At 59.4% G+C, this 22,402-nt stretch carries 20 protein-coding genes; 9 read left to right on the top strand and 11 right to left on the bottom strand.

Annotated elements, in window-relative coordinates; translation table 11 throughout:
* Positions 1-25: 25 nt before the first annotated feature.
* The 8 genes from ACQY1L_RS17765 to ACQY1L_RS17730 form a co-directional block, all read right to left on the bottom strand.
* The gene (locus tag ACQY1L_RS17765; RefSeq protein ID WP_430245219.1) at positions 26-799 is read right to left on the bottom strand and encodes an enoyl-CoA hydratase-related protein; all 774 of its coding nucleotides are present in this window, start codon (positions 797-799) and stop codon (positions 26-28) included.
* Positions 796-1,953, bottom strand: coding sequence for a CaiB/BaiF CoA transferase family protein (locus ACQY1L_RS17760; protein ID WP_430245217.1), 1,158 nt, complete (start codon positions 1,951-1,953; stop codon positions 796-798). Before ACQY1L_RS17760 ends, ACQY1L_RS17765 begins: the two co-directional genes overlap by 4 nt.
* The gene (locus ACQY1L_RS17755; protein WP_430245215.1) at positions 1,950-3,308 is read right to left on the bottom strand and encodes an FAD-dependent oxidoreductase; all 1,359 of its coding nucleotides are present in this window, start codon (positions 3,306-3,308) and stop codon (positions 1,950-1,952) included. Before ACQY1L_RS17755 ends, ACQY1L_RS17760 begins: the two co-directional genes overlap by 4 nt.
* A gap of 28 nt (positions 3,309-3,336) precedes the next feature.
* The gene (locus ACQY1L_RS17750; protein WP_430245213.1) at positions 3,337-4,176 is read right to left on the bottom strand and encodes an ABC transporter permease; all 840 of its coding nucleotides are present in this window, start codon (positions 4,174-4,176) and stop codon (positions 3,337-3,339) included.
* Positions 4,173-4,976, bottom strand: coding sequence for an ABC transporter ATP-binding protein (locus ACQY1L_RS17745; protein ID WP_430245211.1), 804 nt, complete (start codon positions 4,974-4,976; stop codon positions 4,173-4,175). Before ACQY1L_RS17745 ends, ACQY1L_RS17750 begins: the two co-directional genes overlap by 4 nt.
* A gap of 17 nt (positions 4,977-4,993) precedes the next feature.
* A complete protein-coding gene (locus tag ACQY1L_RS17740) occupies positions 4,994-6,028 on the bottom strand; it encodes an ABC transporter substrate-binding protein (RefSeq protein WP_430245208.1) in 1,035 nt (344 codons plus the stop codon).
* 677 nt (positions 6,029-6,705) lie between these two features.
* Entirely contained in the window at positions 6,706-8,268 is a 1,563-nt protein-coding gene (locus ACQY1L_RS17735; RefSeq protein ID WP_430245206.1) for a hydantoinase/oxoprolinase N-terminal domain-containing protein, read from the bottom strand.
* Positions 8,265-9,344, bottom strand: a complete 1,080-nt coding sequence (locus tag ACQY1L_RS17730; protein ID WP_430245204.1) for a DUF917 domain-containing protein — start codon at positions 9,342-9,344, stop codon at positions 8,265-8,267. Before ACQY1L_RS17730 ends, ACQY1L_RS17735 begins: the two co-directional genes overlap by 4 nt.
* 144 nt (positions 9,345-9,488) lie before the next feature.
* On the opposite strand from ACQY1L_RS17730, the gene ACQY1L_RS17725 reads away from it, so the two are divergent.
* The 6 genes from ACQY1L_RS17725 (at position 9,489) to ACQY1L_RS17700 (ending at position 16,642) form a co-directional block, all read left to right on the top strand.
* Complete coding sequence (locus ACQY1L_RS17725) at positions 9,489-10,442, top strand: AroM family protein (RefSeq protein WP_430262096.1); 954 nt, start codon at positions 9,489-9,491, stop codon at positions 10,440-10,442.
* Positions 10,443-10,618: 176 nt separating this feature from the next.
* Positions 10,619-11,299, top strand: coding sequence for an AroM family protein (locus tag ACQY1L_RS17720; RefSeq protein WP_430245202.1), 681 nt, complete (start codon positions 10,619-10,621; stop codon positions 11,297-11,299).
* Between the two features lie 50 nt (positions 11,300-11,349).
* Positions 11,350-12,942 (top strand): ABC transporter substrate-binding protein, encoded by a 1,593-nt coding sequence (locus ACQY1L_RS17715; RefSeq protein WP_430262094.1) that lies wholly within the window; start codon positions 11,350-11,352, stop codon positions 12,940-12,942.
* 96 nt (positions 12,943-13,038) lie between these two features.
* Entirely contained in the window at positions 13,039-14,046 is a 1,008-nt protein-coding gene (locus tag ACQY1L_RS17710; protein WP_430245195.1) for an ABC transporter permease, read from the top strand.
* A gap of 2 nt (positions 14,047-14,048) precedes the next feature.
* A complete protein-coding gene (locus ACQY1L_RS17705; RefSeq protein WP_430245192.1) occupies positions 14,049-14,987 on the top strand; it encodes an ABC transporter permease in 939 nt (312 codons plus the stop codon).
* Positions 14,984-16,642, top strand: a complete 1,659-nt coding sequence (locus ACQY1L_RS17700; protein WP_430245190.1) for a dipeptide ABC transporter ATP-binding protein — start codon at positions 14,984-14,986, stop codon at positions 16,640-16,642. The genes ACQY1L_RS17705 and ACQY1L_RS17700 overlap by 4 nt, the downstream gene beginning before the upstream one ends.
* A gap of 197 nt (positions 16,643-16,839) precedes the next feature.
* Here the strand turns inward: ACQY1L_RS17700 and vapC are convergent, their stop codons facing one another.
* The 3 genes from vapC to ACQY1L_RS17685 all read right to left on the bottom strand — a co-directional run bounded on the left by vapC (position 16,840) and on the right by ACQY1L_RS17685 (position 18,532).
* Positions 16,840-17,241: a type II toxin-antitoxin system tRNA(fMet)-specific endonuclease VapC gene (gene vapC / locus ACQY1L_RS17695; protein WP_430245187.1), complete on the bottom strand. Its 402-nt coding sequence runs from the start codon at positions 17,239-17,241 to the stop codon at positions 16,840-16,842.
* Positions 17,241-17,471, bottom strand: coding sequence for a type II toxin-antitoxin system VapB family antitoxin (vapB, locus tag ACQY1L_RS17690; RefSeq protein WP_430246053.1), 231 nt, complete (start codon positions 17,469-17,471; stop codon positions 17,241-17,243). The genes vapC and vapB overlap by 1 nt, the downstream gene beginning before the upstream one ends.
* 164 nt (positions 17,472-17,635) lie before the next feature.
* Complete coding sequence (locus tag ACQY1L_RS17685) at positions 17,636-18,532, bottom strand: LysR family transcriptional regulator (RefSeq protein WP_430245185.1); 897 nt, start codon at positions 18,530-18,532, stop codon at positions 17,636-17,638.
* A gap of 102 nt (positions 18,533-18,634) precedes the next feature.
* Between ACQY1L_RS17685 and ACQY1L_RS17680 the strand changes: the two genes are divergently transcribed.
* The 3 genes from ACQY1L_RS17680 (at position 18,635) to ACQY1L_RS17670 (ending at position 22,357) form a co-directional block, all read left to right on the top strand.
* On the top strand, positions 18,635-19,939 hold the full coding sequence (locus ACQY1L_RS17680; RefSeq protein ID WP_430262092.1) for an MFS transporter: 1,305 nt from the start codon (positions 18,635-18,637) through the stop codon (positions 19,937-19,939).
* Complete coding sequence (locus tag ACQY1L_RS17675; RefSeq protein ID WP_430245181.1) at positions 19,936-20,592, top strand: HD domain-containing protein; 657 nt, start codon at positions 19,936-19,938, stop codon at positions 20,590-20,592. The genes ACQY1L_RS17680 and ACQY1L_RS17675 overlap by 4 nt, the downstream gene beginning before the upstream one ends.
* 124 nt (positions 20,593-20,716) lie before the next feature.
* Positions 20,717-22,357, top strand: a complete 1,641-nt coding sequence (locus ACQY1L_RS17670) for a carboxylesterase/lipase family protein (RefSeq protein ID WP_430245179.1) — start codon at positions 20,717-20,719, stop codon at positions 22,355-22,357.
* The last annotated feature ends 45 nt before the right edge of the window (positions 22,358-22,402 follow it).

Here is a 22,402-nt window from a genome sequence, read left to right as displayed (position 1 = left end):
CGACACGCCGAAATTCATATCATGCTCATCGGCCCTGCCAAACCGGCTGACGTTTTTCGCGGAATGCTGTGACGCCCTCTTCCGCATCCTCGCTCTGAAGCGCTCGCAGCAGGGCTGGCGTGCGCAGTGCCTGTGCCTCGGCAGGACCCAGATGCCCCGTCCGATTGACGGTTTGCTTGATGGCTTTCAGAGAGAGCGGCGCGCAGCTAAGAATATCCGCTACCCATCCTTCAACCGCGGCATCAAGGTCCGCCATGGCCACGACTTCGTTGACGAGACCGAAGCCCATCATTTCGGTGGCGTTGAAATGACGTCCGGTCAGCATAACCGCCATTGCCTGATTGTGCGGGATCTTGCGCTGCAGCAGCACCATGCCGCCATCGAGCGGCATCCGCCCGACCCGGGCTTCGGGCAGCGCAAACTTCGCGGTCTCTGCAGCAATCACGATATCGCAGCCGAGCACCAGTTCGAACCCACCGCCGAGGGCATATCCATTGACGCGAGCAATCACCGGCACATCCAGCGACCGCCGGAAAGCCAGGCCACCAAAACCGTTGCCACGGTTCTCGGCCCAATATTCGAGCCCTGTCTTGCTGACGCCCTTCATGTCCGCGCCGGTGCAGAAAGCCTTTTCGCCTGCACCGGTCAGCACGACGCAGCTGATGTCGTCGCGCATCTCGATCTCGTGCCAGATGGCCTCGAGTTCCTGTTCGGTCGCGGCATCAACCGCATTCATCCGCTCCGGTCGATTGAGCGTAACCCGTGCGACACGGTTCTCGACTGAAAAATCGACGCTCATGCGGCGTCCCCTCGCCGTGCCTCTAGAGACGCGAGGATCTCGTCATTATGCTGGCCCAGGCGTGGCGGGGCGATCCGCACCGACACTTCCGCAGCGGACATGTCGATCGGCGAACCGATCAGCCGCACCGGACCTGCCGCTGTCGAGCCTGCCTCAAGGATCATCTTGTTGATCAGCGTCTGTTCGTCTTCCAGCGCTTCACCCAGCGAGCGCACCGGTGCGCAGAGGATATCCACTTCTTCCAGCCGCTTCAGCCAATGCGCCGTGCTATTGGTGGCGAAACTCTGACGGAATATCGCCTGCAGTTCCGGGCGATGTGCCATCTGAGCATCGAAATCCTTGTATCGCTCCTGAAGCGACAGATCCTCGATGCCGAGCGCATTGCAGATATCCTGCAAGGGGTTCTGTTTGAACGCGCCGACCATCACCAGCGCGCTGTCGGTGGTCTCGAATACGCCGGTCAGCGGAAAGGCGCCCCAGTTGAGGTCGCGCTTGCGCATCATATGGGCGGCGCCCTCCTGCATCTGCATCGCCAGCATCGAGCTGTAGAGACTAACGGCTACCTGCTGGCCTTGGCCGGTCTTTTGCCGCTGCAGCAGGGCCAGAAGAATACCTTGAACGAGATGCATGCCTGCCGAATAATCGGCGAGCGACGTGCCGTAGATCGCAGTCGGGTGAGCAGGATCCGTCTTCCTGCGCATCACGCCCGAAAGAGCCTGCGCCAGAATGTCCTGTCCGCCCTTGTGCTGGTAGGGACCGGTGAGGCCGAAGCCCGTGCCAACCGCGTAGATCAGGCCGGGATTTATCTTCTTCAGGTCCTCATAGCCGAAACCCATCCGTTCCATCACGCCGGGCCGGAAATTGTTGACCACCACATCGGCGCCTTCGATCAGCGCCAGAACCGCAGCCTTGGCCTCGTCCTGCTTGAGATCGAGGGCTAGGCTCCGCTTGTTGCGGTTGAGCGAGCAGAAAACCGGATTGTTCAGGCCATCAGGATCGGCACCGAGCGACCAGCGCGACAGGTCGCCGATCTTCGCCTTTTCGATCTTGATGACATCGGCACCGTAATCCGCCAGCGTCTGGGTGCAGCAGGGACCGAGCATCACCTGGGTGAAATCGATGATGCGAATTCCGTCGAGAGGAAGAATGGTCATTCCGCAGCCTCCAGCATGCTTGCATTCAGGGATGGGATATCGCCGGGGTCTGCCCCTTGCGCCCGCATCTGTCTCTGGATCGCGCCGACATCCGCCTTGCGCACGGTGGTTCCGGCGTTGAGCGCCACGACAGCGGCAACGCCGGCCGCTTCGCCCATGGCCATGCAGGGCGGGATCTCGCGGCTCGATTTTTGCGCTTGGGGTGTTGCCGAATAATGCCGCCCGGCGACGATCAGTTGATCGACTTCGCGCGGCAACATGGAGCGATAGGGCGTATAATAATCGCGGCCACGGCAGACCGTATCGGCAAAGTGGACGCGGTTCATCACATCGTCCTTGCTCACCACATAATCGCCCTGCAGCAGGCGTGTCTGGCGCACACCCGTCTGAGGTGCGAAATCGACGACATAAGCCTTTTCAAAACCGGGCATCTTTTCACGGGTGAAGTCGAGCAGCCGCGCAATGCGGTTGCGGCCTTCGATTTCGGCCCTGGTCAGGTCCTCGGTCTTGAGGCCACTCAAATTCGGCATATGCGGGCAGTTCAACCAGACGACACCTGGAAGTGGCGTCTTCAGCCACCAGAACGACCAGCACCCGCCGATCAACCGCTTGGCCTCGTGATCGATCTTCTTGAAGGCTTCCGGCTCTTCGAATTCGAACCGTTCGGCAGCGTCGGTATCGACCCCACCCCAGCGCGATACTGTGGTCAGGATGAAGTTGGACTCCACATGCGACGCGCCGGCCGAGGCAGCAACATCCAGATCCCCGGTCGTGTCGATCACCACATCGCCCAGGATCGCTTCCATGCCGGACTTGGTCTGGCAGATAACCCCCTTTATGGTTCTGGCCTCGACGATCGCCGACGAGAACCAGCTATGGGTGCGCAGCTTGACGCCCGCTTCCGTCAGCATATCGTAGGATGCGCGCTTGAACCCATCCGGGTCGAATGCCGCCGAAAAGCAGATCGGATGCGGCATGGACTGGGTATGGAAATCGAACAGGCCCCAGCGCGCCCAGCGGCGCCAGGCCTCCGGTGTCTCGCGGATATCGAGTTCGCGGTCCCGACCTGTCGGGGTGACGCAGAGATCCCAGCGTTTCATTCGCTCGATCATTTCCATGCAGATGCCACGCACGGTGATCTCAAGCTCGTTGATCATGTCGTCGAGCACCAGCACCATACCGCCGGCCGCAAGGCCCCCGACATAGGGATAACGTTCGAGCAGTGTCACCTTTGCGCCGTTGCGAGCCGCAGAAACGGCAGCGGATATGCCAGCCGGGCCTCCGCCCACGACGACGACATCGGAGCGATCCACGACTTTGACGTCGCGCGCCGGCTGAATGATGGTCTGTAGCATGATTTGAACACTCCTTGTGCGGCTTGGCTCAATGCGATCCGGCTGGTTTCCAGCGGATGACGCGAGCCTCGATCACAGACACGATGAAGAACAGAATGACGGCAAGGACAGCTGCGATGACGACGGTTGCGTAAAGCAGCGGCGAGCGGAAATTATAGGTTGCCTCGATGATCAACGCCCCGAGGCCGAAGCTGGAGCCGATCCACTCGGCAACGATCGCGCCCATGACGCTGCTGGTCGCGGCAATCTTCAGGGCCGCAAACAGGAAAGGCAGCGAACTCGGCAGGCGGACCTTCCAGAGAATTTCCATCTTGCTGGCGGACAGGACGCGCATCAGATCGAGCATTGCCGGGCTGGCGGACTTCAGGCCCTGAACCATGTTGACCAGCGTCGGGAAGAAGCAGATCAGCCCGGCGATGATGATCTTGGGGGCGATGCCATTGCCGAAGATCAGCACCAGGATCGGTGCCAGCGCGATGATCGGGATGGCCTTGATGAATACCGCGATCGGATAAAATGCCTTTTCCGCTGTGGTACTGTGCACGAACCAGATCGCCAGCAAAATTGCGACGAGATTGCCGAACACGAAGCCGAGCACGGCTTCAAGCAGGGTCGGCAGCAGGTTGCGCCACAACGTGGTGGCATTGTCCCGAAACGCCGCCACGACTTCCGCCGGACTTGGCGCCATGAAGGTCGGGATCTTGAAGATCCAGATCACCAGCTGCCACAGAACGATCAGGCCGATGGCGGCCCCGATGGCCGGCGCATGTCGGCCGAACACACCCAATGTCGCCTCCAGAAAGGCAATTTCACGTTTTACCGTCGTCGTGGCCTCATCAGGGCCGACGTCAGGGATGGCGTTGCTCACAAGCATTCCTCCAGAAGCTTGCGCAGATGCGCCGTTACCCGAATGAACTCCACCGTGTCGCGCACTGCAAGCGAGCGCGGTAATGGCAGGTCGACCTCCATGAATTCCTTGACCCTGCCGGGATGTGCCTTGAGCATGAGCACCCGCTGGCCAAGAAACGCAGCCTCGGGGATGGAGTGGGTAACGAACAGGATTGTCGTCCCGGTTTCCTGCCAGACGCGCAGCAGTTCCTCATTCAGCCGGTCGCGGGTGATCTCGTCGAGCGCCCCGAACGGTTCGTCCATCAACAGAATGCGCGGACGGGTTACCAGTGCCCGGGCGATTGCCACGCGCTGCCGCATGCCGCCGGAAAGCTCATGTGGAAGGGCGTTCTCGCGCCCTTTCAGCCCAACCATTGCCAGAAGCTCATGGGGATCGGCGTGATCGCCTGTATATGCGTGTTTGCCGACTTCCAGCGGCAGGCAGATATTGTCGATGACGCTACGCCACGGCAGCAGCGTCGCATCCTGGAACACAAACGCGAAATCGCGCCCTTCGCGTGCTTTCTGCGGGCTGCGCCCTAGGACGGAGATCGATCCCTCGCTGACGTGCACCAGATCAGCGACGCATCGCAGCAAGGTCGACTTTCCGCAGCCGGAAGGGCCAAGCATGGTGACGAAGGCACCTTCCGGGATTTCGACGGAAACGTCGGAGAGCGCTGTGAACTGGTTGCCCTTATCGCCGAAACGCACAGACACATTACGGATCGAGACCGCCGGTTCCGAAAGGTTGGCAACGGGCGCGGTTGGTTGCAATTGCACGGCTCCCTGCATGACGATCAACCCACCGTTTTGCGGCTGTCGCTGGTCGCATCGAGGATCGCAAAACTTGCGACATCATCGACAGTCGGAACCTTGCCGGTAAACTGCTTTAGTTCCGAGTAGGCCTTGATCTGCGCCGCCCAGTTCTCCCGTGTCATCGTGCCCCAGCCTGCAGCCTTGGTGGTGTCTCCGAAGGAGAATTCCACCACAGCGCCGACAGCAGCGAGTTCGCTCGCCTTGTCGAGGTTCGGATAGGCTCCGACGAGAAGCTCGGCTGCTTCCTGCTGGTTGTCACGGACATACCCCCAGCCCTTTGCGGTGGCGCGGGTGAAGCGCGCTAGAACGTCGGCATGTTTGTCGAGCTGTTCGTCTGTGGTGTAGTAGACGTTGGCATAGAGCTGCAGGCCGCTGTCCCACAACATCATGTCGATGCGATCGTCGCCCAGCACCTTAAGAGCATTGACATTGGTCAGCCAGCCTGTGACCGCCTGCGCCTGGCCGGTGATCAGCTGGTTCATGTCTGAGCCCATGTTGACCATCTTAACTTGATCTTCTGCAATGCCATTCTGGGCAAGAAGCGCGCGCAAGAGGATAAAGGCGGTCGGCTGGGTGGCGATCGTCTTGCCGATCAAGTCCTTCGGCTCGCGGATAGGCGCGCCCTTCAGCGAGAAATAGGTGAACGGGTGCTTTTGGTATCCGGAAAGGAACGCCTTGACGGGAATGCCTGCAGCACGCGCCAGCATCACCGATGGGCTGGATGAGATCTGCCCTGTTGTCGACTGGCCGGAGGCAACGCCTGCAACACCATCAACGCTTGGACCACCTGGCACAATCTCAAGATCAACGCCCTCGTCCTTAAAAAACCCCTTCTTCTGGGCAACCACTTCACCAAGCACACCGTTTGATGCAAGCCAGCCGAGCTGCATCTTCACCTTGGCGACATCCGTCGCGAGACCGGCACGAATTCCGATAAAACTCGATGCGGCGGCGAGGCCGCCAAAGGCTGCAGCATTCGACATGAAACCGCGACGATTCATTCTGAAACGAGACATTATGTTCCCCTGTCTGGCTCGATGGCCTGGATCCCTCTGCCGGTCTTGACCGCCGGCTATACGCAGGATGAAGCAACCTCGCGTTCTAATAAAGAATAAAATTTAGGAGACACGATTGCCAAAACGGCAACGCTCTGGGTCTGAATTGCACCAATTTTTTCTGGACAAGTCTTTTGCCAAAACCGATGGATGGGTGCCACAGTCACCTCACGCTCTGAGTTTTATGCTCACTTCGCAGACAATGCCTGCTCTTGATGGGATGCAAACCTTTGGCACCCGCCGATAAGCGGAAAATATTTCCGCTTATCGGCCATTTGCGGCTCCGAACGCCTTGAAGGGAACTGAACTGACGGCCCGCTATTTGTTATCCAAACAATAGTTTATCCAACACTTCCTTGACTACGGAGTTCGCCACCTCTGCGCACCCGGCGCGATGTGGTCGATAGAGCACCAAATGGCTTGCGGAAAGCGGCGTGGCTTCGATAGTGCTCGGCCTCGCCATCAAGTTTTCCGAGCAACCTTTATCTTGCTCAGGGACGGAATGCGCGCAATCGTAGAAGGGATGTACTTCAGACGCTTGAGATTGTCTCTTTCTCCCCAAATCTGAGGTAGAAAAGTCCCGATCTCGCAACGGGATCGGGACTGGATGTCGTCTTCGGCTCACCGCTCTATAGCGCTTACGAAGCTTGCTTCTGCTGGTCTTTCATGAACGCGATGTCACCGACGACGCGGACACGCACACGGCGAGCGTCGCCCGGTAGATAGGCGATCGGGATGTCTTCCGTGTCGAGAGTGACGAGCGTATCCGGATCGGCGCCGGCCTCGACAGCCCGCTGGCGGGCAAGCCGATCGGCTTCCGCAATTGCGTTGTCGCGAGACATGTCAGAAAACACCTGATCGACCTCGCCGGAGACCTGGGCCATGGCCGCGCCCAGCGCATTGGCAACGCCGGCATGTTCGACGCGCAGCACCTCGCTCGCACCTTTCAGCTTTTCCGGGATCAGGAAGGCGCCGCCGCCGACCGCGATCAGCTGGACGCCGTCAGCCGACGTCTTCATCCGATCGATGCCATCCTCAACCATCGCTTCAATGCGCTTCAGGAGATCCGCCACCATCGCCTTGTCGAGATGCTTGACGCGGTCGCGGTCGCCGATTTCCACAAGACCGGCTGCCACCGCCACGTCAGTGGTGGTCAACGTATCGCCGCCGAACACCAAGGCCTTTTCGGTGATGCGGTAGCCGACCGAACGCGGGCCAATTTTGCGGGTTTCCGGATCGATGATCGTGCCGCCGCCGAGCGCCATCGGCAGAAGATCGGGCATGCGAAACAGGGTGCGCACGCCGCCGACTTCCACCACATTGTTGGCTTCACGCGGGAAACCGCCGACGAGGCATCCGACGTCCGACGTCGTGCCACCGACATCGATGACCATCGCTTCCTTCAGACCGGTGAGGAAGGCCGCGCCGCGCATGGAATTGGTGGGGCCGGACGCAAAGCTGTAGACAGGGTTGGCGGCTGCAACCTCGGCCAATACGACGGTGCCGTCGTTCTGGGTCAGGTAAAAGGGCGCATCGATGCCAGCCTGACGCAACGCGTTCTTAAAGGCATCGATCGTCTTGCGGCCGAGCCCCTGCAGAGCCGCGTTGAGGAGCGTGACGTTTTCGCGCTCCAGAAGACCGATTCGCCCAAGCGTGTGGGAAAGCGTGATGCGCGCATCCGGGATGACCGACCGGACGATCTCGGCAGCTTCCAGCTCGCCCTCGGCGGTCAGCGGCGAAAACAGAGCGGTGATCCCGACAGACGAGATGCCGGCATCGCGGATCTGCATGGCGGCATCGCGAATTTCATCGCGGGCCAGCGGCACCAGCGGCCGGCCGTCGTACTCGTGACCGCCACGAACCATGAAGGACAGTGGATTGACGCACTCGCGAAGGTCGTCTGGCCAGTCAATCATCGGCGGAAGCGAGGCGCCGGCGGGCATGGCGATCCGGATCGCGGCAATGCGTTCCAGGCGGGCCCGCTCGACGACGGCATTGGTGAAATGCGTCGTGCCGATCATCACCGCATCGATCGGCGACGCGCCAGGCGCCTGCGAGGCGACGACATGCCCGATGGCGTTGACTACGCCCTGCATCACGTCGGCGGTGGTGGGAAACTTGATGGCGGAGATGACTTTCTCGCCATCGATGAGCACGGCATCCGTATTGGTGCCGCCAACGTCAATTCCGATCCGCTTCATGCTGCAAACACCGATTTGAAATCCAGGTCATAACCAAAGGCGCGTGGCCCGACATGTTCGAGGCCCTTGGGACTGGTCAGAACCGCCGGAGCCGGCAGGGCAACCACCGTCACGCGCTGCCCGTAGCGCACCGTTTCCGTTCCGATCGCTTCGCCTGAGACCGTGTCGAGCAGGCAGATCAAATCCGGGGTCATGGCAATTGGCTGGCCATCGCGAAAGGCGACCGCCCATTCGTTCTGGAAAGCGAGCTCGACCTTGGATCCCCGGTCGCCATCAAGGCCCTCGATCATTGCCGCGCCGCGCAAGAACCCGCCCGTGGTTGTGCGGTCCACATCGGCAATCTTGCCCCTGAACAGAGCCTTGCCGCCCTCATGGGCGAGCACTGCATCGATCGGATCGCTATGGGCGGCGCGAGCCTCCAAGACGGCACGACCGAGGCTGATGGCCTTGGTGACCGTATGAAGAACGCCCCACTCCTTGACTTCGAGACCGGTACGCGGCGCCTTGCAGGTGGCGGCTGTCGAGCCGACCTCGGTGCAGATCTTGCGTGAGATACGCTCCATCCACTTCCATGAGGCCGTCTTGGCAACGATCGCCTCGTTCTCACGGCAGTCGACCAGCGTCAGCGGGTACATCGGCAGGTCGCCGATCGCAAAACTGGTCATCTGCGCTTCCGGATAGGCGCGTCCCATCGCATCGGCATCGACCACCGGAATGTCCAGCATGGCGGCAGCGAGAAACGGCGACAACGCGTTGCCCCCACCGATCTCGACACTCATAACGGCGCGGAACTTGCGGCCCGTGTAGTCTTCCATCAGTTGCATGGCCCGAGCCAGATGTGCCGGATCAACCAGACGTTCCTGGCCCACCAGGGGCGCTCCCATCTTTGAAACGACCGCGACGGCATCGCCGTCATCGAGCGCCATCGGGTCGATCAGCTTGACGCGCTTGCCGTCCTTGTAGAGCTTTTTTAGGTTGAGCTGCGCAAGATAGGGACTGCCGCCGCCGCCGGTCCCGAGAATCCAGGCACCAACCGCAAGCGGGTCGATCTCGCTCGCTTCGAAATCACGGATCATGTTTGCCTCCGAATAATGTGCTAGAACCTAGCCACGTGAGACGAAGGCTGCCTATAGGGGACTGCCCCTAGATTGGGCTTGCCTTGAATTTGTGCATGTCTAGATCGGCTATGTGAAGCGACCAAAAGGACCAGTTCCCTGCCCGTGACGAAGATCCTCCAAAACCCATCTTCGCCCGTGCTGGAAAGGGCGCCTCGTTATCGGGTGATGTTCCTGAGCGTCGGCCAGTCGCCGCGGACGGACATCATCGACGACATGCTGACAAATCTCGATCTGCCGATTGAGGCTCTGGAAGTCGGCGCCTTGGACGGCCTGTCCGACGCGGCGATCAACGAATTGAGGGTCCGGCCAGGCGAAACCAGCATCGTGACACGGCTGGCCGACGGCAGTGACATCATCGTATCCAAGCCGCGGATTGCCGAACGAATGGCAAAGATTGCGGCGGCCTTCCAGCCAAACGAATTCGATCTTGTGGTCATCCTGTCGACCGGGCTTTTTCGGGATTTCGAGAGCACCTGCCCGATGGTGAACGCCCAACGCGCGATGGAATCCACCGTGATTTCGCTCGCCGCACATGGGTCCGCGGTAGGCCTGATCCAGCCGCTGCAACAACAGATCGACGAGCTCGATATCCCGGCACTGGCACCCTACAGAGTGACCGCGAGCTACGCTGCTGATGGCGACAAAAGGCTGCTGGCCAGCGCATTGGTCGACCTTGCGGAGACAGAGATTATCATTCTCAATTCGGTGAGCTTTACCGAAGCCGACCGACAGACCGTTGCAAAGGCAAGCGGCAAGCCCGTTGTCCTTGCAAGACGGATCGTTGCAAGCGCGATCCGCCTGCTTCTGCACGGCACGCATCCGGCTGCGCTGCCGGGCGTGCCGCCGGAATTCTCGGAAAAATTCCAGCGCCTGACGCCGCGCGAAAGGCAGGTCCTTTCGCTGGTGGCGGAAGGGTTGTCGAACAAGGCCGTTGCTCGCCAGCTGGGGATCAGTCCGAAGACCGTCGAAATCCATCGCTCCAATGTGATGAGCAAGATGGAAGTGAACTCGTCCAATGCTTTGATACGCATGGTCGTCGCTGCTGGCCATCCGTGAGGGAAATCGCCACGTTTGCGCAACAAACTTGCGTGAAAAATCTCGGAATGCTTCAAAAAGCATCACGACAGCATAATGGAATTGTGACGCTCTAGGGGCATAACCCTATAGTGAACCAGCGCGTCCGGGCGCTAGGCTCCCTGCCAACATTCCAGATGCAGGGATCAAGCGAGAGCATGCCGTCAAAATCCAAGATTGCCTTCGTGACCATCGGGCAGACACCTCGCGTCGATCTGGTGCCTGAGATGATCGCCGAGATGACGATCGGATTGCCTGAAAACCGGTTGGAATATCAGGAATTCGGCGTTCTCGACGGCATGAGCGCCGAAGACCTCGACGCGATGCGGGCAAGAGACGGCGAACATTCCTTCGCCACGCGGCTGGCTGACGGTGAGGAGATCGTCAGTTCCAAGGCGCTGACCGAAGAAAAGCTCAACCTCCTGCTCCACAAGATCGATAGCGAAGGCTTCGATATCATCGTCCTGCTCTGCACCGGCACGAGCATCGACCCACTGAAGAACACGCTCGTGGTCGAAGCCCAGCGCATCGTCGATTCGACGGTGGAGGCGCTTGCCGCATCCGCTCGCAAGCTCGGTGTCATCGTGCCGCTGGAACGGCAGATCACGGATTTCGAAGAGCGACACGTGCTGCCGGGCAACCCGCGCATGGTCTCCGCGTCGCCCTATGCCGGCGACGACATGGGGGCGCGCGCCAAACAGCTTGAAGGCTGCGACCTCGTCGTCATGCATTGCATGGGGTATTCAGCCGCCATGCACGAAGCCGTCCGCAAGTCGACCGATGCACCCGTGCTCCTGTCACGCCGCCTGGTAGCGGGTGTCGTGCGCCAGATGCTTTGACTGTTGAATTCCGCTTGACGGGAAAGCCGCTAATATTGAGAGGGAACTACATGCTCGGCAAAATCTTCAGGAATATCGCGATCGCGGGGCTGCTTGCCTCGTCGGTTCTTGCCACACCTGCCGGCGCCTTCGAGCGCACCGAACAGGGCAATGTGATCGTGTTCGGCGGTCGCCAGGCGATCCCGGTCCTCGATCCGCATATCCGCTACGACTGGTCGACCCGGATGATGCAACAGGCGGTCTATGACGGCCTGGTCAAGTACGAGGGCAATCCCGCGGAGATCAAGCCGTGGCTCGCCGAGACATGGGAAACCAGCGAAGACGGCAAGACCTGGACCTTCCATCTCGTCAAGAACGCGAAGTTCCACAACGGTGATCCGGTGACCGCCGAGGCTGTCCGTTACTCCTTCGAGCGCGGCCTGAAGCTCAACAAGGGCGTCGCATGGATGCTCAAGGACTTCCTGACCCCGGAAGGCATCAGCGTCGTTGACGACCATACGGTCAAGTTCGAACTCAAGGCGCCCTATACGCCGTTCCTGTCTTTCTTGCCGTGGTGGTACATCGTCAATCCGGCTCAGGTGAAGGCCAATGAGGTCGATGGTGACTACGGCCAGAAGTGGCTGACCGAACACGAAGCCGGCTCCGGCCCCTTCAAACTTGGCCGCTGGGAGCCCAACGTTCTTTATGAAGCCGAAGCCGTGCCGGACTACTGGAAGGGCTGGCCCCAGGGTGAAGCAAACCGGCCGGCCGGCGTGATCTACAAGATCATCCGCGAGCCTTCCGCCCAGAAGGCGGCGCTGCAGCGCGGCGAGGCTGACATTGTCGAGGGACTGACGCCGGACGACTACGTCCAGATCAAGCGCGTCCCGGGCATTGCCATCGAAGATCACAAGGGCATGACCACGTTCGGCATCAAATTCAACACGCAGAAGGGGCCGACCGCAGACATCAACCTGCGCAAGGCGATAGCATATGCGATGGACTATGATGCACTGATCCAGGTTTATAACGGTGCTGCGACGCTGGAAACGAGCCCTATCCCGGACGCCATGAAGGGGCATATCGACGTGCCCGGCATTCCCCGCAAGGACCTTGCCAAGGCAAAGGAATATCTCGCCAAGTCAGGCTATCCGAACGGCGGCATCACCTTGCCTTACGTGCATGTTGCTGGTCTGGAAGAAGCCCGCCGCATCGGTCTCGTCCTGCTCGACAGCCTGAAGCCACTGAACATCACCGTCGAGATCAAGCCGGAGCAGTGGCCGAATATGGTCGCCAGCGGATCCAAGGTCGAAACCGCGCCGGCCATGACGTCGGTCTACACGACCCCCGTTTCGACGGATCCGGATGCTGTTGCCTACCAGTACCACAAGAACAGCTGGGGCCAGTATTTCGCGATGATGTTCTACGACAACCCTCAGGTCACCGAGATGATCGACAAGGCCCGGTCCTCATCGAACTGGGATGAGCGCGCCAAGCTTTATGCCGACATCCAGACGCAGATCGTCGCCGACCAGCCGGAAGTGTTCGGCATGCTGCAGAACCGCCGCTGGGCACGGCGTGACTACCTTCAGGGCTTCCAGTTCAGCCCTGTCCGCTTTACCGGCGAAGTCGACCTCTACCCGCTGTGGGTGAAGTCCGAATAAAGTCTGGTCGAGTCCCCTCTTTGTGGCCAGAACGATGCGCATGGCCCGCCTCCCAACCGCGGGCCATGCGCAATTTTCAACATATCGGAGAAGACGATGCTGACATTCGCCTTCCGCAAGGTGCTGACCCTGATTGGCACGATGATCGGCATCGCGGCGCTGACCTTCCTCATCACCAATGTCGCACCCGGAGATCCGGCCCGCCTCGTCGCAGGGCCGAATGCCACCGAGGACATGGTCGCGACCATCCGCTCGGAATACGGTCTCGACAAATCGCTGCCCGAGCAGTTCGTAGTCTATATGGCCGATCTGGCGCGCGGTGATCTCGGCATTTCGATCGTTACCACGCGGCCGGTCCTGGAAGAGGTCCTGCGCTATGCGCCGGCAACGCTGGAACTCGTCTTTGTGGCGATGGCGCTCGGCATCATTATCGGCGTGCCAATGGGCATGTTGTCGGCCGTGTACAAGGACGGACCGCTCGACCAGGTGACGCGCATTTTCTCCATTTCAGGCGTGGCGCTGCCGGCCTTCTGGTTCGGCATCATTCTGCAATTGGTGTTTTCCGTCGATCTCGGCTGGCTGCCTGTCTCGGGGCGCCTGCCGCTCGTCACGCGCCCGCCGGAAACGGTGACCGGCCTGCTACTGGTCGACAGCCTGATTTCGGGCCGCTTCTCGACCTTCTGGGTGTCGCTGCAGCATATCATCCTGCCCGCAGTCGTCCTCTCCTTTCCCTGCCTCGCCTCCATTCTGCGTGTCAATCGCGCCGAGATGATCGAGGTGCTTCAATCGGACTACATCGTTGCGGCGCGCGCACATGGCCTATCCTCCTTGCGCATCGTCGCCTGTTACGCGCTGAAGAATGCCATGCTGCCGACGCTTGCGATGATCGGACTGCGCTTCGGCTGGATGCTGGGTTCGACGGTGCTCGTCGAAACCGTGTTCGACTGGCCGGGCGTGGGCCTTTATGCCGTGTCCTCGGCGCTGTCCTCCGATTTCAAGCCCGTGGTCGGCGTCACCCTGATGATCGGCTTTTTCTTCATAGTCGCTAACACCTTCGTCGATCTTGCCTATGCCTGGATCGACCCACGTCTGAGGAAAGCGTGACGATGGCCTCTTATCCCATGCACACATCCATCCAGCCCGAGACGGAAGCTTTGCGCCCCCTCACCTTCCGCGAGAGGAACGCGAGCCAGATCCGCCAGTGGCGACTGTACTCGCACATGTTCCGCAAGAGCTTCTCGTCGATGCTCGGCCTGACGCTCGTGGTGCTGTTCCTGCTTCTTGCAGCCTTCGGCCCCCTGCTTGCGCCCTACCCGGAAGCGGCAAGCGGCGCGATCAACATGTCGGCCAAGCTGTTGCCACCCGATGGTACCTACTGGTTCGGCACTGACGAAATGGGGGCCGACATCTTTTCGCGTGTCATCATCGGCGCGCGCACGTCTCTCTGGATCGGCCTTGTGATCACCGGCATCGCGGCCATCGTCGGCGTCCCGCTCGGCATCGTGGCTGGATATCATGGCGGCTGGATACGAGCCGTGATCATGCGCTTCACCGAGCTGTTTCTCGCCGTACCCGGTCTGGCATTGGCGCTCGCCATCGTTGCAGCGCTCGGACCGGGCATCACCAATTGTGTTCTGGCACTGGCGATCGTCTGGTGGCCTGGCTACGTGCGCCTTGTTGAGGCAAAGACCCTTTCGGTGAAGGAAGAGCTGTTCGTCGAGTCCGCGCGCTCCATCGGCGCCAGGACGCCGTGGATTCTCTGGCATCACATCCTGCCCAACTGCCTGTCGCCGATCATCGTCAAGATGAGCATGGACATGGGGATGGCAATCCTTGCTGCCGCCAGCCTGGGGTTCATCGGACTGGGCGCTCAGCCTCCGGCCCCCGAATGGGGCGCGATGATCTCCGTCGCGCGCACCTACATGCCGGATTGGTGGTGGTATTCGCTGTTCCCGGGCGCCGCCATCTTTCTTACCGTGCTCGGCTTCAACCTTCTCGGCGACGGCCTACGCGACATCCTCGATCCCAGGAGCCGCGACCGTTGACCGCTCTTCTCGATATCAAAGACTACAGGCTCGACATCGGCACCTTCGACGGTCCGGTTCATGTGCTCAAGGGCATCAATCTCACCGTCAACCGTGGCGATACGCTCGGCATCGTCGGTGAAAGTGGTTCGGGCAAGACGGTGCTGGTGCGCTCGGTGCTTGGCATCGGTCCGCGAAATGCCAAGGTGACGGAAGGTTCGATCGCCTTCGACGGGCAGGACATCACCTCACTGCCAGACAAGGACTGGGCAAAGATCCGCGGGATCCGGATCTCAATGATCTTTCAGGACCCGATGACCTATCTCAACCCGCTCTTTACGATCGGGCAGCAGATTTCCGACGTCATTGCGGCGCACGAAAAGGCAGGCGGAGAGGGCGTGTCGTCGAGGGCGGCCCGACGGATCCGCACCGAAGAACTGCTGGATCAGGTCGGCCTGCCCAACCCGTCCATGCTGGTTTCCCAGTATCCGCATCAACTGTCCGGCGGCATGCGCCAGCGCGTGCTGATTGCCATGGCGCTGGCCGGAAAACCCGACCTTCTGATTGCCGATGAACCGACCACAGCGCTCGACGTCACCGTGCAGGCGCAGGTCCTCGACCTGATCAGTTCGCTGGTGGAAAGGCTTAACCTGACCGTCGTGATGATCAGTCACGACATCGGTGCTATCGCTACCGTCGCGAAACGGTGCGCGGTCATGTACAAGGGTGAGATCGTCGAACAGGGGCTGACGGCTGACATTCTCAATCGTCCGCAGCATGAATACACGCAGCGCCTCCTCGCAGCCGTTCCGGATATCGATATCGTTCCGGCCCGAGTGGAGGAAAGAGTGGCAGCCAGGGCAGCGGCGATGGAGCCGAAAACGCCCGTCCGCCTGCTGGAGGCCCTGGACCTCAAGAAGATCTATCGCAGTCAGTCCGGCACTGAGGTCGTAGCGGTCAACTCGGTCAATCTCTCGGTCGACACCGGCGAGATCTTCGGTGTCGTTGGAGAAAGCGGTTCGGGGAAGTCAACGCTGGCACGCATGCTGCTGCGGCTGATCGAGCCAACCTCGGGCAATGTCATGTTCGAAGGCACCAACATTTCCGGCCTGACTGGCGAACCGTTGCGCAAGATGCGAAGGCACATGCAGTTCGTCTTCCAGAATCCGCATTCGGCACTCAATGGCCGCCACACGATTGGCGACGCAATCGGCGAACCGCTGCATATCCAGACAGGCATGAGCCGTCGCGAGATCGAGGTTCGCACCGAAGCCTTGCTCGATATCGTTCAACTGCCGAAGATGTTCAAATATCGCTATCCACACGAGCTGTCTGGAGGCCAGAAGCAACGCGTCTGCATAGCCCGGGCGATCGCGCTCAACCCGCGTCTGCTGATCCTCGACGAGCCCACCTCGGCGCTCGACATCTCGGTGCAGGCTCAGGTCCTCGACTTCCTGCAGATACTGCGCGCGGAGCTCAACCTAACCTATGTCTTCATCAGCCACGACCTTGCCGTCATCCGGCAGGTCTGTGATCGGACGATCGTCATGAAGCGCGGCGAGATCGTCGAGTCCGGTGAGACGGAGCAGATCTTTCTTGCGCCACAGCAGAATTATACGCGGGCTCTGATCGAAAGCGGCCGCAAGACGTCGCAGGCAGCTACGCTCAGGGCCTAAGTGCCGCCTTGTGCAAAACGTTGACAACACAGATCAACGAGCTGTTGCGAAGGTAGCGATGCCAGCTCTCATTGACCTAAAGCCGTACATTCAGGAGATGGGGGCGAAGGTCTTGAAGGGATACGGACGTAAGACCCTGTAGTTGAATACGTACGGCGTCGTCTGCTGCCGGTAGGTGCGGTGATTGAGCGCTGAGGCTACTCAGTCCAGTCCTCCACCCGTAAGCCGGGTACGCGATCAAATTCTCGGCGATTATTGGTGACTATGATCAGTCCGCGCGAGCGAGCGTGTCCGGCAATGAGTTGATCGTATGGACCAATAGGAGTTCCGCTGAGGGCCAGTTCGGCTCGCAAATGCCCCGTATGGCTTGCTGCCGGTTCATCATACGACAACACCTCGAGTCGAGCAGCGAAGCCCTCTACAATGCGAAGGTTCTTTTCAGGGCTAGCTGATTTTTCCGCTCCAAAGATCAATTCCATAAAGCTAACTGAGCTGATGCACAGCTGATTATGGAAACGATTGAACGCCTCGCGCACCTGCTCCGGTCGATTCTTGATCGTGAAAATGCAGATGTTCGTGTCAAGCATGTATTTAAGCATTACAATGCCTCGCGTTCCTGCGAACCAGGCTGCTCACGTTCACTCATAAAGTCAGATGTCGCCGCCGCTTCTTCAAACCAGCTGTCCCAAATCTCGCCAGCAGGCGCGATGATGCGTGTGCGTCCTAACGCAATAATGTCGACGCGCTTTACATCATCCGGCAAAGCGACTGCCTTTGGCAGACGGATTGCTTGGCTACGATTGCTCTGAAATACTGCCCCCTGCTCCATCTGCATAACTCCGCTCATAACAGAACATCTATAGCCCTTACATAACCTGCAAGATGGGATATGTCAACGGGATATACGTCTGGTTTCAGTCCTGTAGCCTTAGTCGGCACTGTTGCCTCTCCCTTCGCCCTAATGGGATTGTGACACTTCGGCTCCATATTTCGTTACTTAAAATGGGCTAAAATGTCAGATGTTTGCTCCACCACAGCCACAAGCGCTCTCGTGCGCAATTCGTCGGATGCTGCGTTGTCAGCGACGAACACGCGGCCGTCATCTAGTTTCGGTTCAATCGGCAGCTTTATCAAAGCATCTGCAAGAGGATAGGATTCTATAACTTTGGATGGAAATACACCTATACCCAATCCGGCTGCGACCAACTGGAGGGCAGCATTAAGGCTTGAGCAAACGCAAACGTTTTCCGGCGTAATCTTTCCCTCTGCCATCCATCCGAACGTTGCCCTGTACATAGCTGTCCCCGGTGGCGTTGTGATGATTGGAAATCTCGCCAGGTCCTGTGGACTGGTGCCGATAGCCGGCGAGAGAGAGGCTGCTGCGGCCCAATCGTTACCCTGCAACCCAAGTGCGAACAGCCGGACGTTCTTCAGCCCAATCGGGTCGACAAGGATGGCAAGATCCAGGTCGTCTGCAGAGAGTGATTGCTCAAGACCAGCGCTCGTTGCCACCACCCACTCCGGTCGGAGTAGAGGGAAACTTTGCCGGATTTGAGAAATTAGCGTCGCCATGCATGCGACTGCGAAACCTTCGGCAACGCCTATCCTAAGCGGCCCTGCCAGATCGGGAACAAGCGACAGATTCCCCAATTCGTTATAGGCATCGATCACGATCTTGACCCGCGACAGGAATGCATGGCCGTGTCGGGTCAAACGCAGACCTCGTCCGTGACGTTCCAAAAGCACCTGCGCTGCTTCGAATTCGAGTTGCTTCAATCGCAATGAAAGCGTCGGCTGGGCAATATTCAATCGGTCCGCAGCCTTCTGTACACTCCCCAGCTCGCCCAGCCAGTAGAATGCCTCGAGTTGCGCAATCGAAAATCGATTCATTGAAAAACCTGATGCGATTGCCGCAAAACTCCTCATTGGACAATTGCATACTGATGGATGGAAGGTCGTGTAGGAAGAGAAATTTCATGGGAGGAGGAATCCATGAAGCGGACCTCGATCGCACTGCTGATCTTTACGGCAGTGATTATCAACTATGTCGACCGCATAGCGCTGTCGATCGCGTCGAAACCCATCGCTGCAGAGTTCGGCTTTACGCCGGTACAGATGGGATATCTGTTTTCAGGTTTTCTCTGGACCTATGTCGTCTGCCTTATTCCGATCGGTCTTCTAGTCGAACGTGTCGGTGCAAAACGCATGGTAGGCGGTGGTATCGCAATCTGGTCGGCGGCAACTGTCATGACCGCCGCGACTTCGGGTTTCGGCTCTATACTGATGGCGCGGCTGGTCATGGGAGCCAGTGAGGCCTCCACTTTTCCAGCTTGCGGGCGGACAATACGCGACTGGTTTCCGGAAAAGGAGCGCGGTCTCGTGACGACCCTCTTCAACGGAGGCTCGTCCGCCGGCCCGGCGATCGGAGCGGTCGCCACCGCAGGCCTGGTCGAGTACGCAGGTTGGCGTTCGGCGTTCGTTGTCCTCGGTATCGTCGGCTATATCTGGCTTATTGCTTGGCTCTACTGGTATACCACGCCCGAAAAGGCCAAATGGCTTTCCGAGCAAGAGCGGCAGAAGATCATCCGGGAAAGGAATGGCAACCAACCGGGGATCAAAGCTACGATCATAGCCCGTCCGTCGTCCCTGCGTTTCCTGCTCTCGCAGAAGAGCGTCTGGGGGCTGGTCGTCACCCAGGCATGCTTGGTCTATACGGCCTATCTCTTCCTAACTTGGCTCCCGAGCTTCCTGCAATCGACACGTGAACTGTCGACCATGAATACCGGCTACCTGACGGCGGTGCCATACCTGATCACTATCGTCCTCGGGGTAACGATCGCTTGGGCGAGCGACAGGATACTCTCTTCGGAAGGCGTCCGCGCAGGCGGACGTCGTAACTTTATCGCGGCAATGGCAGTCCTTTCGCTTTTGATCCTGCTCGCCCCTGTGGTCAGCGAGCTCTGGGAGCTGCTTCTAGTGCTGACGCTTGTCCTCACTGGATCGACCACTGGCGCCGGCCTAAACTTTACTCTTGCCAGTGACCTTCTGCGCAATCCCGCCGACGTATCGCGGGTAATTGCGATCACGGCACTTGGCGGCAATCTCTTTGGCCTGATCGCCCCAATCATCACGGGTTATGTGGTTGCGGCGACAGGCAGTTACGATTGGGCCTTTGCTGTTGCGGCCTCGCTTCTCGTCGTTGGAGCAGTTGCAACACTGACACTGACCCGCAAACCCATCAATCCGGAGTTCGGCCCGGATCCGGTTTTGTTTCCCGAGGACATGGTGAAAGCATGAGGTATCATTACGCAAAGCCAAGACGTCCGATTTGCGACAAAACCCGGCGTCATGTCAGCGAGGACTTTCCAGAGATTTCGCTCATCGTGGACGCCGATCTGCGGCGGAACGTTATCGAGGCCTGGAGCTACGCCCTATGCTGTTCCGACTTCAAACGGATCACAGACATGCCGCCGGACGGCAATCCCGGCTCGCCCGTCCTCAAGACGGGAACGCAGGCCGATCATGTCAGGGGCGTGTTCCGATACGCCCATGCGATAGCCCGGGAATTTGAACAGACGTACCCCCAAGTCTCAATCGACTGGGACATCCTGCTCGCCGGGGCAGCCTGCCACGATGTCGGCAAGCCTTTCGAATTTGACGAAAGCAACCGAGATCGCTGGGCCCTATCACCCGCACAGGCTGGGGCTCCCACGTTTCGGCACTCGGTATTCGGGATGCATGTCTGTCTCGTGGTAGGCCTGCCGGACGAGGTCGCCCATATCGCCGTCGGGCATTCGTTCGAGGGCAACCACATGGGCGTCAGCACCGAATGCATGATCGTGAGGCAGGCCGATCACGGCTGGTGGCACGTCGCCGGCGCACTCGGCCTGATCCGTGAAGAAACCATGTCCGGCCTGGCAGGCAATCTACGCAGCCGCCCGGCCGGATAGGCAGGTCAGTGCCTCCGGAAGGAAAACGGAGGACGACGAACTCGATGACAAGGCACGTTGACTTCAAGCGGGCCGCAACGATGTAGGCACATGGCACCATGTGCCCCTTTGGGAGGAGGATGACATGAAAATGATCTCTGCAATCAGGGCGTTGACGCGCCCGTCGGCCATGGCGTTTTGCGCGTCAGCGTTGATCGCCGGAACAGCAACGACGACCAGGGCTGACGATGCCTATGTAGCGTCGAAGGACAAGACGCTTGTTGAGACGAACAAGGGCAGCTTGATAGGCGGCCTGGACGAGTCCATTTACAGCTATCTTGGCGTGCCTTATGCACGTGCCGACCGATTCATGCCGGCGGAAGACGTAAAGCCATGGCAGGGGGTTCGTCCTGCAGTCACCTATGGCGAGAATTGCTTCATCCCGCAGATGACAGCGGTCGCAGGCGACGAGCTCTTCAATCCGCACCGCTACATGCCAATGAGCGAGAATTGCCAGTTTCTCAACATCTGGACGCCGGGCATCAAAGACGCAAAGAAACGCCCGGTGATGGTTTGGATCCATGGCGGCGGCTTTACCAACGGTTCCGGTATCGAGCTCACATCCTATGATGGACATAACCTCAGCAAGCAGGGCGACGTCGTCGTTGTGACGCTTAATCACCGCCTTAATGCCCTGGGTTTCCTGGATTTGTCCGCGTACGGCGACAAATACAGGAATTCCGGCAATGCCAGCGTCACCGATCTCGTCGCAGCGTTGAAATGGGTCAGCCAGAACGTTGAAACATTTGGCGGCGATCCGGGCAATGTGACGATTTTCGGTCAGTCGGGCGGCGGCTACAAGGTGCGTGCGCTGATGGGCACGCCAGCGGCAAAAGGGCTTTTTCAGAAGGCGATCGTCCAGAGTGGATCGCGGGTGGATTCCGTAACTGATCAAGCATCGGCACGCAAAGTCGCGGAGTTGACGCTTGCCAATCTCGGCCTGAAGCCTGAGGAGGTCGGGAATCTCGCTGAGATCGAATACCCGAAACTGCTCGCCGCAGCCGACAAGGCAATCAAGGATGCCAGCGTCCAAGGTGCAAGAGACGCCCGTTACGCACCGGTCCAGGACGGCATCTACATTCCGGAAAATCCAGTTGGTTCGAGTTGGGTCGACCAGGCCAAGGACATTCCCATGATGGTCGGAAATACGCTGAACGAGTTTGAAACCGTCATTCGCAACAAGCCCGGCGTCCTTCTTGCCGACAATAAAAACACTTGGGACGATTTAAAAGCCGGCGCAAAACTGAAAGAACGTTTCGGCGACAAGGCCGATGCCGTCGGCAAGGCGTTTGTTGCGGCCTACCCCGAGAAGAAGCTGGCGGACGCTTATTTCCTCGACCTGTATTTCCGCCCGGGCGCAATCCGCGACCTGGACCTCAAGGCCAAGCAGGCCGGCGCACCGGTCTATTCCTACATGTTCGCCTATGAGTCTCCGGTTCTGGACGGCATCGCCATGGCCTGGCATTGCGCCGAGCTGCCCTACGTCTTTGCAAATGCCGGCCTCGTAAAGACATCGACCGGTGGTGGGAGCGATGCCATCGCACTCTCCAAAAAGATGAGCGAAGCCTGGGTGAACTTTGCGCGAACGGGCAAGCCAAGTGCGGAAGGCCTGCCTGAATGGTCTGCCTACACGACAGATCGTCCAGCAACCATGGTGTTCGACACAAAACCGCGCGTCGCGGTCGATCTCGACCGCAAGGTACTGCAGGCCGCCGGCGCCCTATGATTTCAGCTCCGCCGGTCAACACTGGAGGTGTTGTCCGGCGGCCGA

Origin of the sequence: Neorhizobium sp. DAR64862/K0K3 (assembly GCF_050500185.1) — a bacterium.
Lineage (GTDB): Bacteria > Pseudomonadota > Alphaproteobacteria > Rhizobiales > Rhizobiaceae > Neorhizobium > Neorhizobium soli.
This window is presented reverse-complemented; position numbering and strand designations above follow the sequence as displayed.

Coding starts and splice junctions, on each gene's coding strand:
- ACQY1L_RS17735 (WP_430245206.1), bottom strand. CDS start 8,268: ATGAAGCGGATCGGAATTGACGTTGGCGGCACCAATACGGATGCCGTG.
- ACQY1L_RS17670 (WP_430245179.1), top strand. CDS start 20,717: ATGAAAATGATCTCTGCAATCAGGGCGTTGACGCGCCCGTCGGCCATG.
- vapC (WP_430245187.1), bottom strand. CDS start 17,241: ATGCTTAAATACATGCTTGACACGAACATCTGCATTTTCACGATCAAG.
- ACQY1L_RS17755 (WP_430245215.1), bottom strand. CDS start 3,308: ATGCTACAGACCATCATTCAGCCGGCGCGCGACGTCAAAGTCGTGGAT.
- ACQY1L_RS17680 (WP_430262092.1), top strand. CDS start 18,635: ATGAAGCGGACCTCGATCGCACTGCTGATCTTTACGGCAGTGATTATC.
- ACQY1L_RS17765 (WP_430245219.1), bottom strand. CDS start 799: ATGAGCGTCGATTTTTCAGTCGAGAACCGTGTCGCACGGGTTACGCTC.
- vapB (WP_430246053.1), bottom strand. CDS start 17,471: ATGGAGCAGGGGGCAGTATTTCAGAGCAATCGTAGCCAAGCAATCCGT.
- ACQY1L_RS17730 (WP_430245204.1), bottom strand. CDS start 9,344: ATGATCCGTGATTTCGAAGCGAGCGAGATCGACCCGCTTGCGGTTGGT.
- ACQY1L_RS17760 (WP_430245217.1), bottom strand. CDS start 1,953: ATGACCATTCTTCCTCTCGACGGAATTCGCATCATCGATTTCACCCAG.
- ACQY1L_RS17685 (WP_430245185.1), bottom strand. CDS start 18,532: ATGAATCGATTTTCGATTGCGCAACTCGAGGCATTCTACTGGCTGGGC.
- ACQY1L_RS17705 (WP_430245192.1), top strand. CDS start 14,049: ATGGCCTCTTATCCCATGCACACATCCATCCAGCCCGAGACGGAAGCT.
- ACQY1L_RS17715 (WP_430262094.1), top strand. CDS start 11,350: ATGCTCGGCAAAATCTTCAGGAATATCGCGATCGCGGGGCTGCTTGCC.
- ACQY1L_RS17710 (WP_430245195.1), top strand. CDS start 13,039: ATGCTGACATTCGCCTTCCGCAAGGTGCTGACCCTGATTGGCACGATG.
- ACQY1L_RS17720 (WP_430245202.1), top strand. CDS start 10,619: ATGCCGTCAAAATCCAAGATTGCCTTCGTGACCATCGGGCAGACACCT.
- ACQY1L_RS17675 (WP_430245181.1), top strand. CDS start 19,936: ATGAGGTATCATTACGCAAAGCCAAGACGTCCGATTTGCGACAAAACC.
- ACQY1L_RS17740 (WP_430245208.1), bottom strand. CDS start 6,028: ATGTCTCGTTTCAGAATGAATCGTCGCGGTTTCATGTCGAATGCTGCA.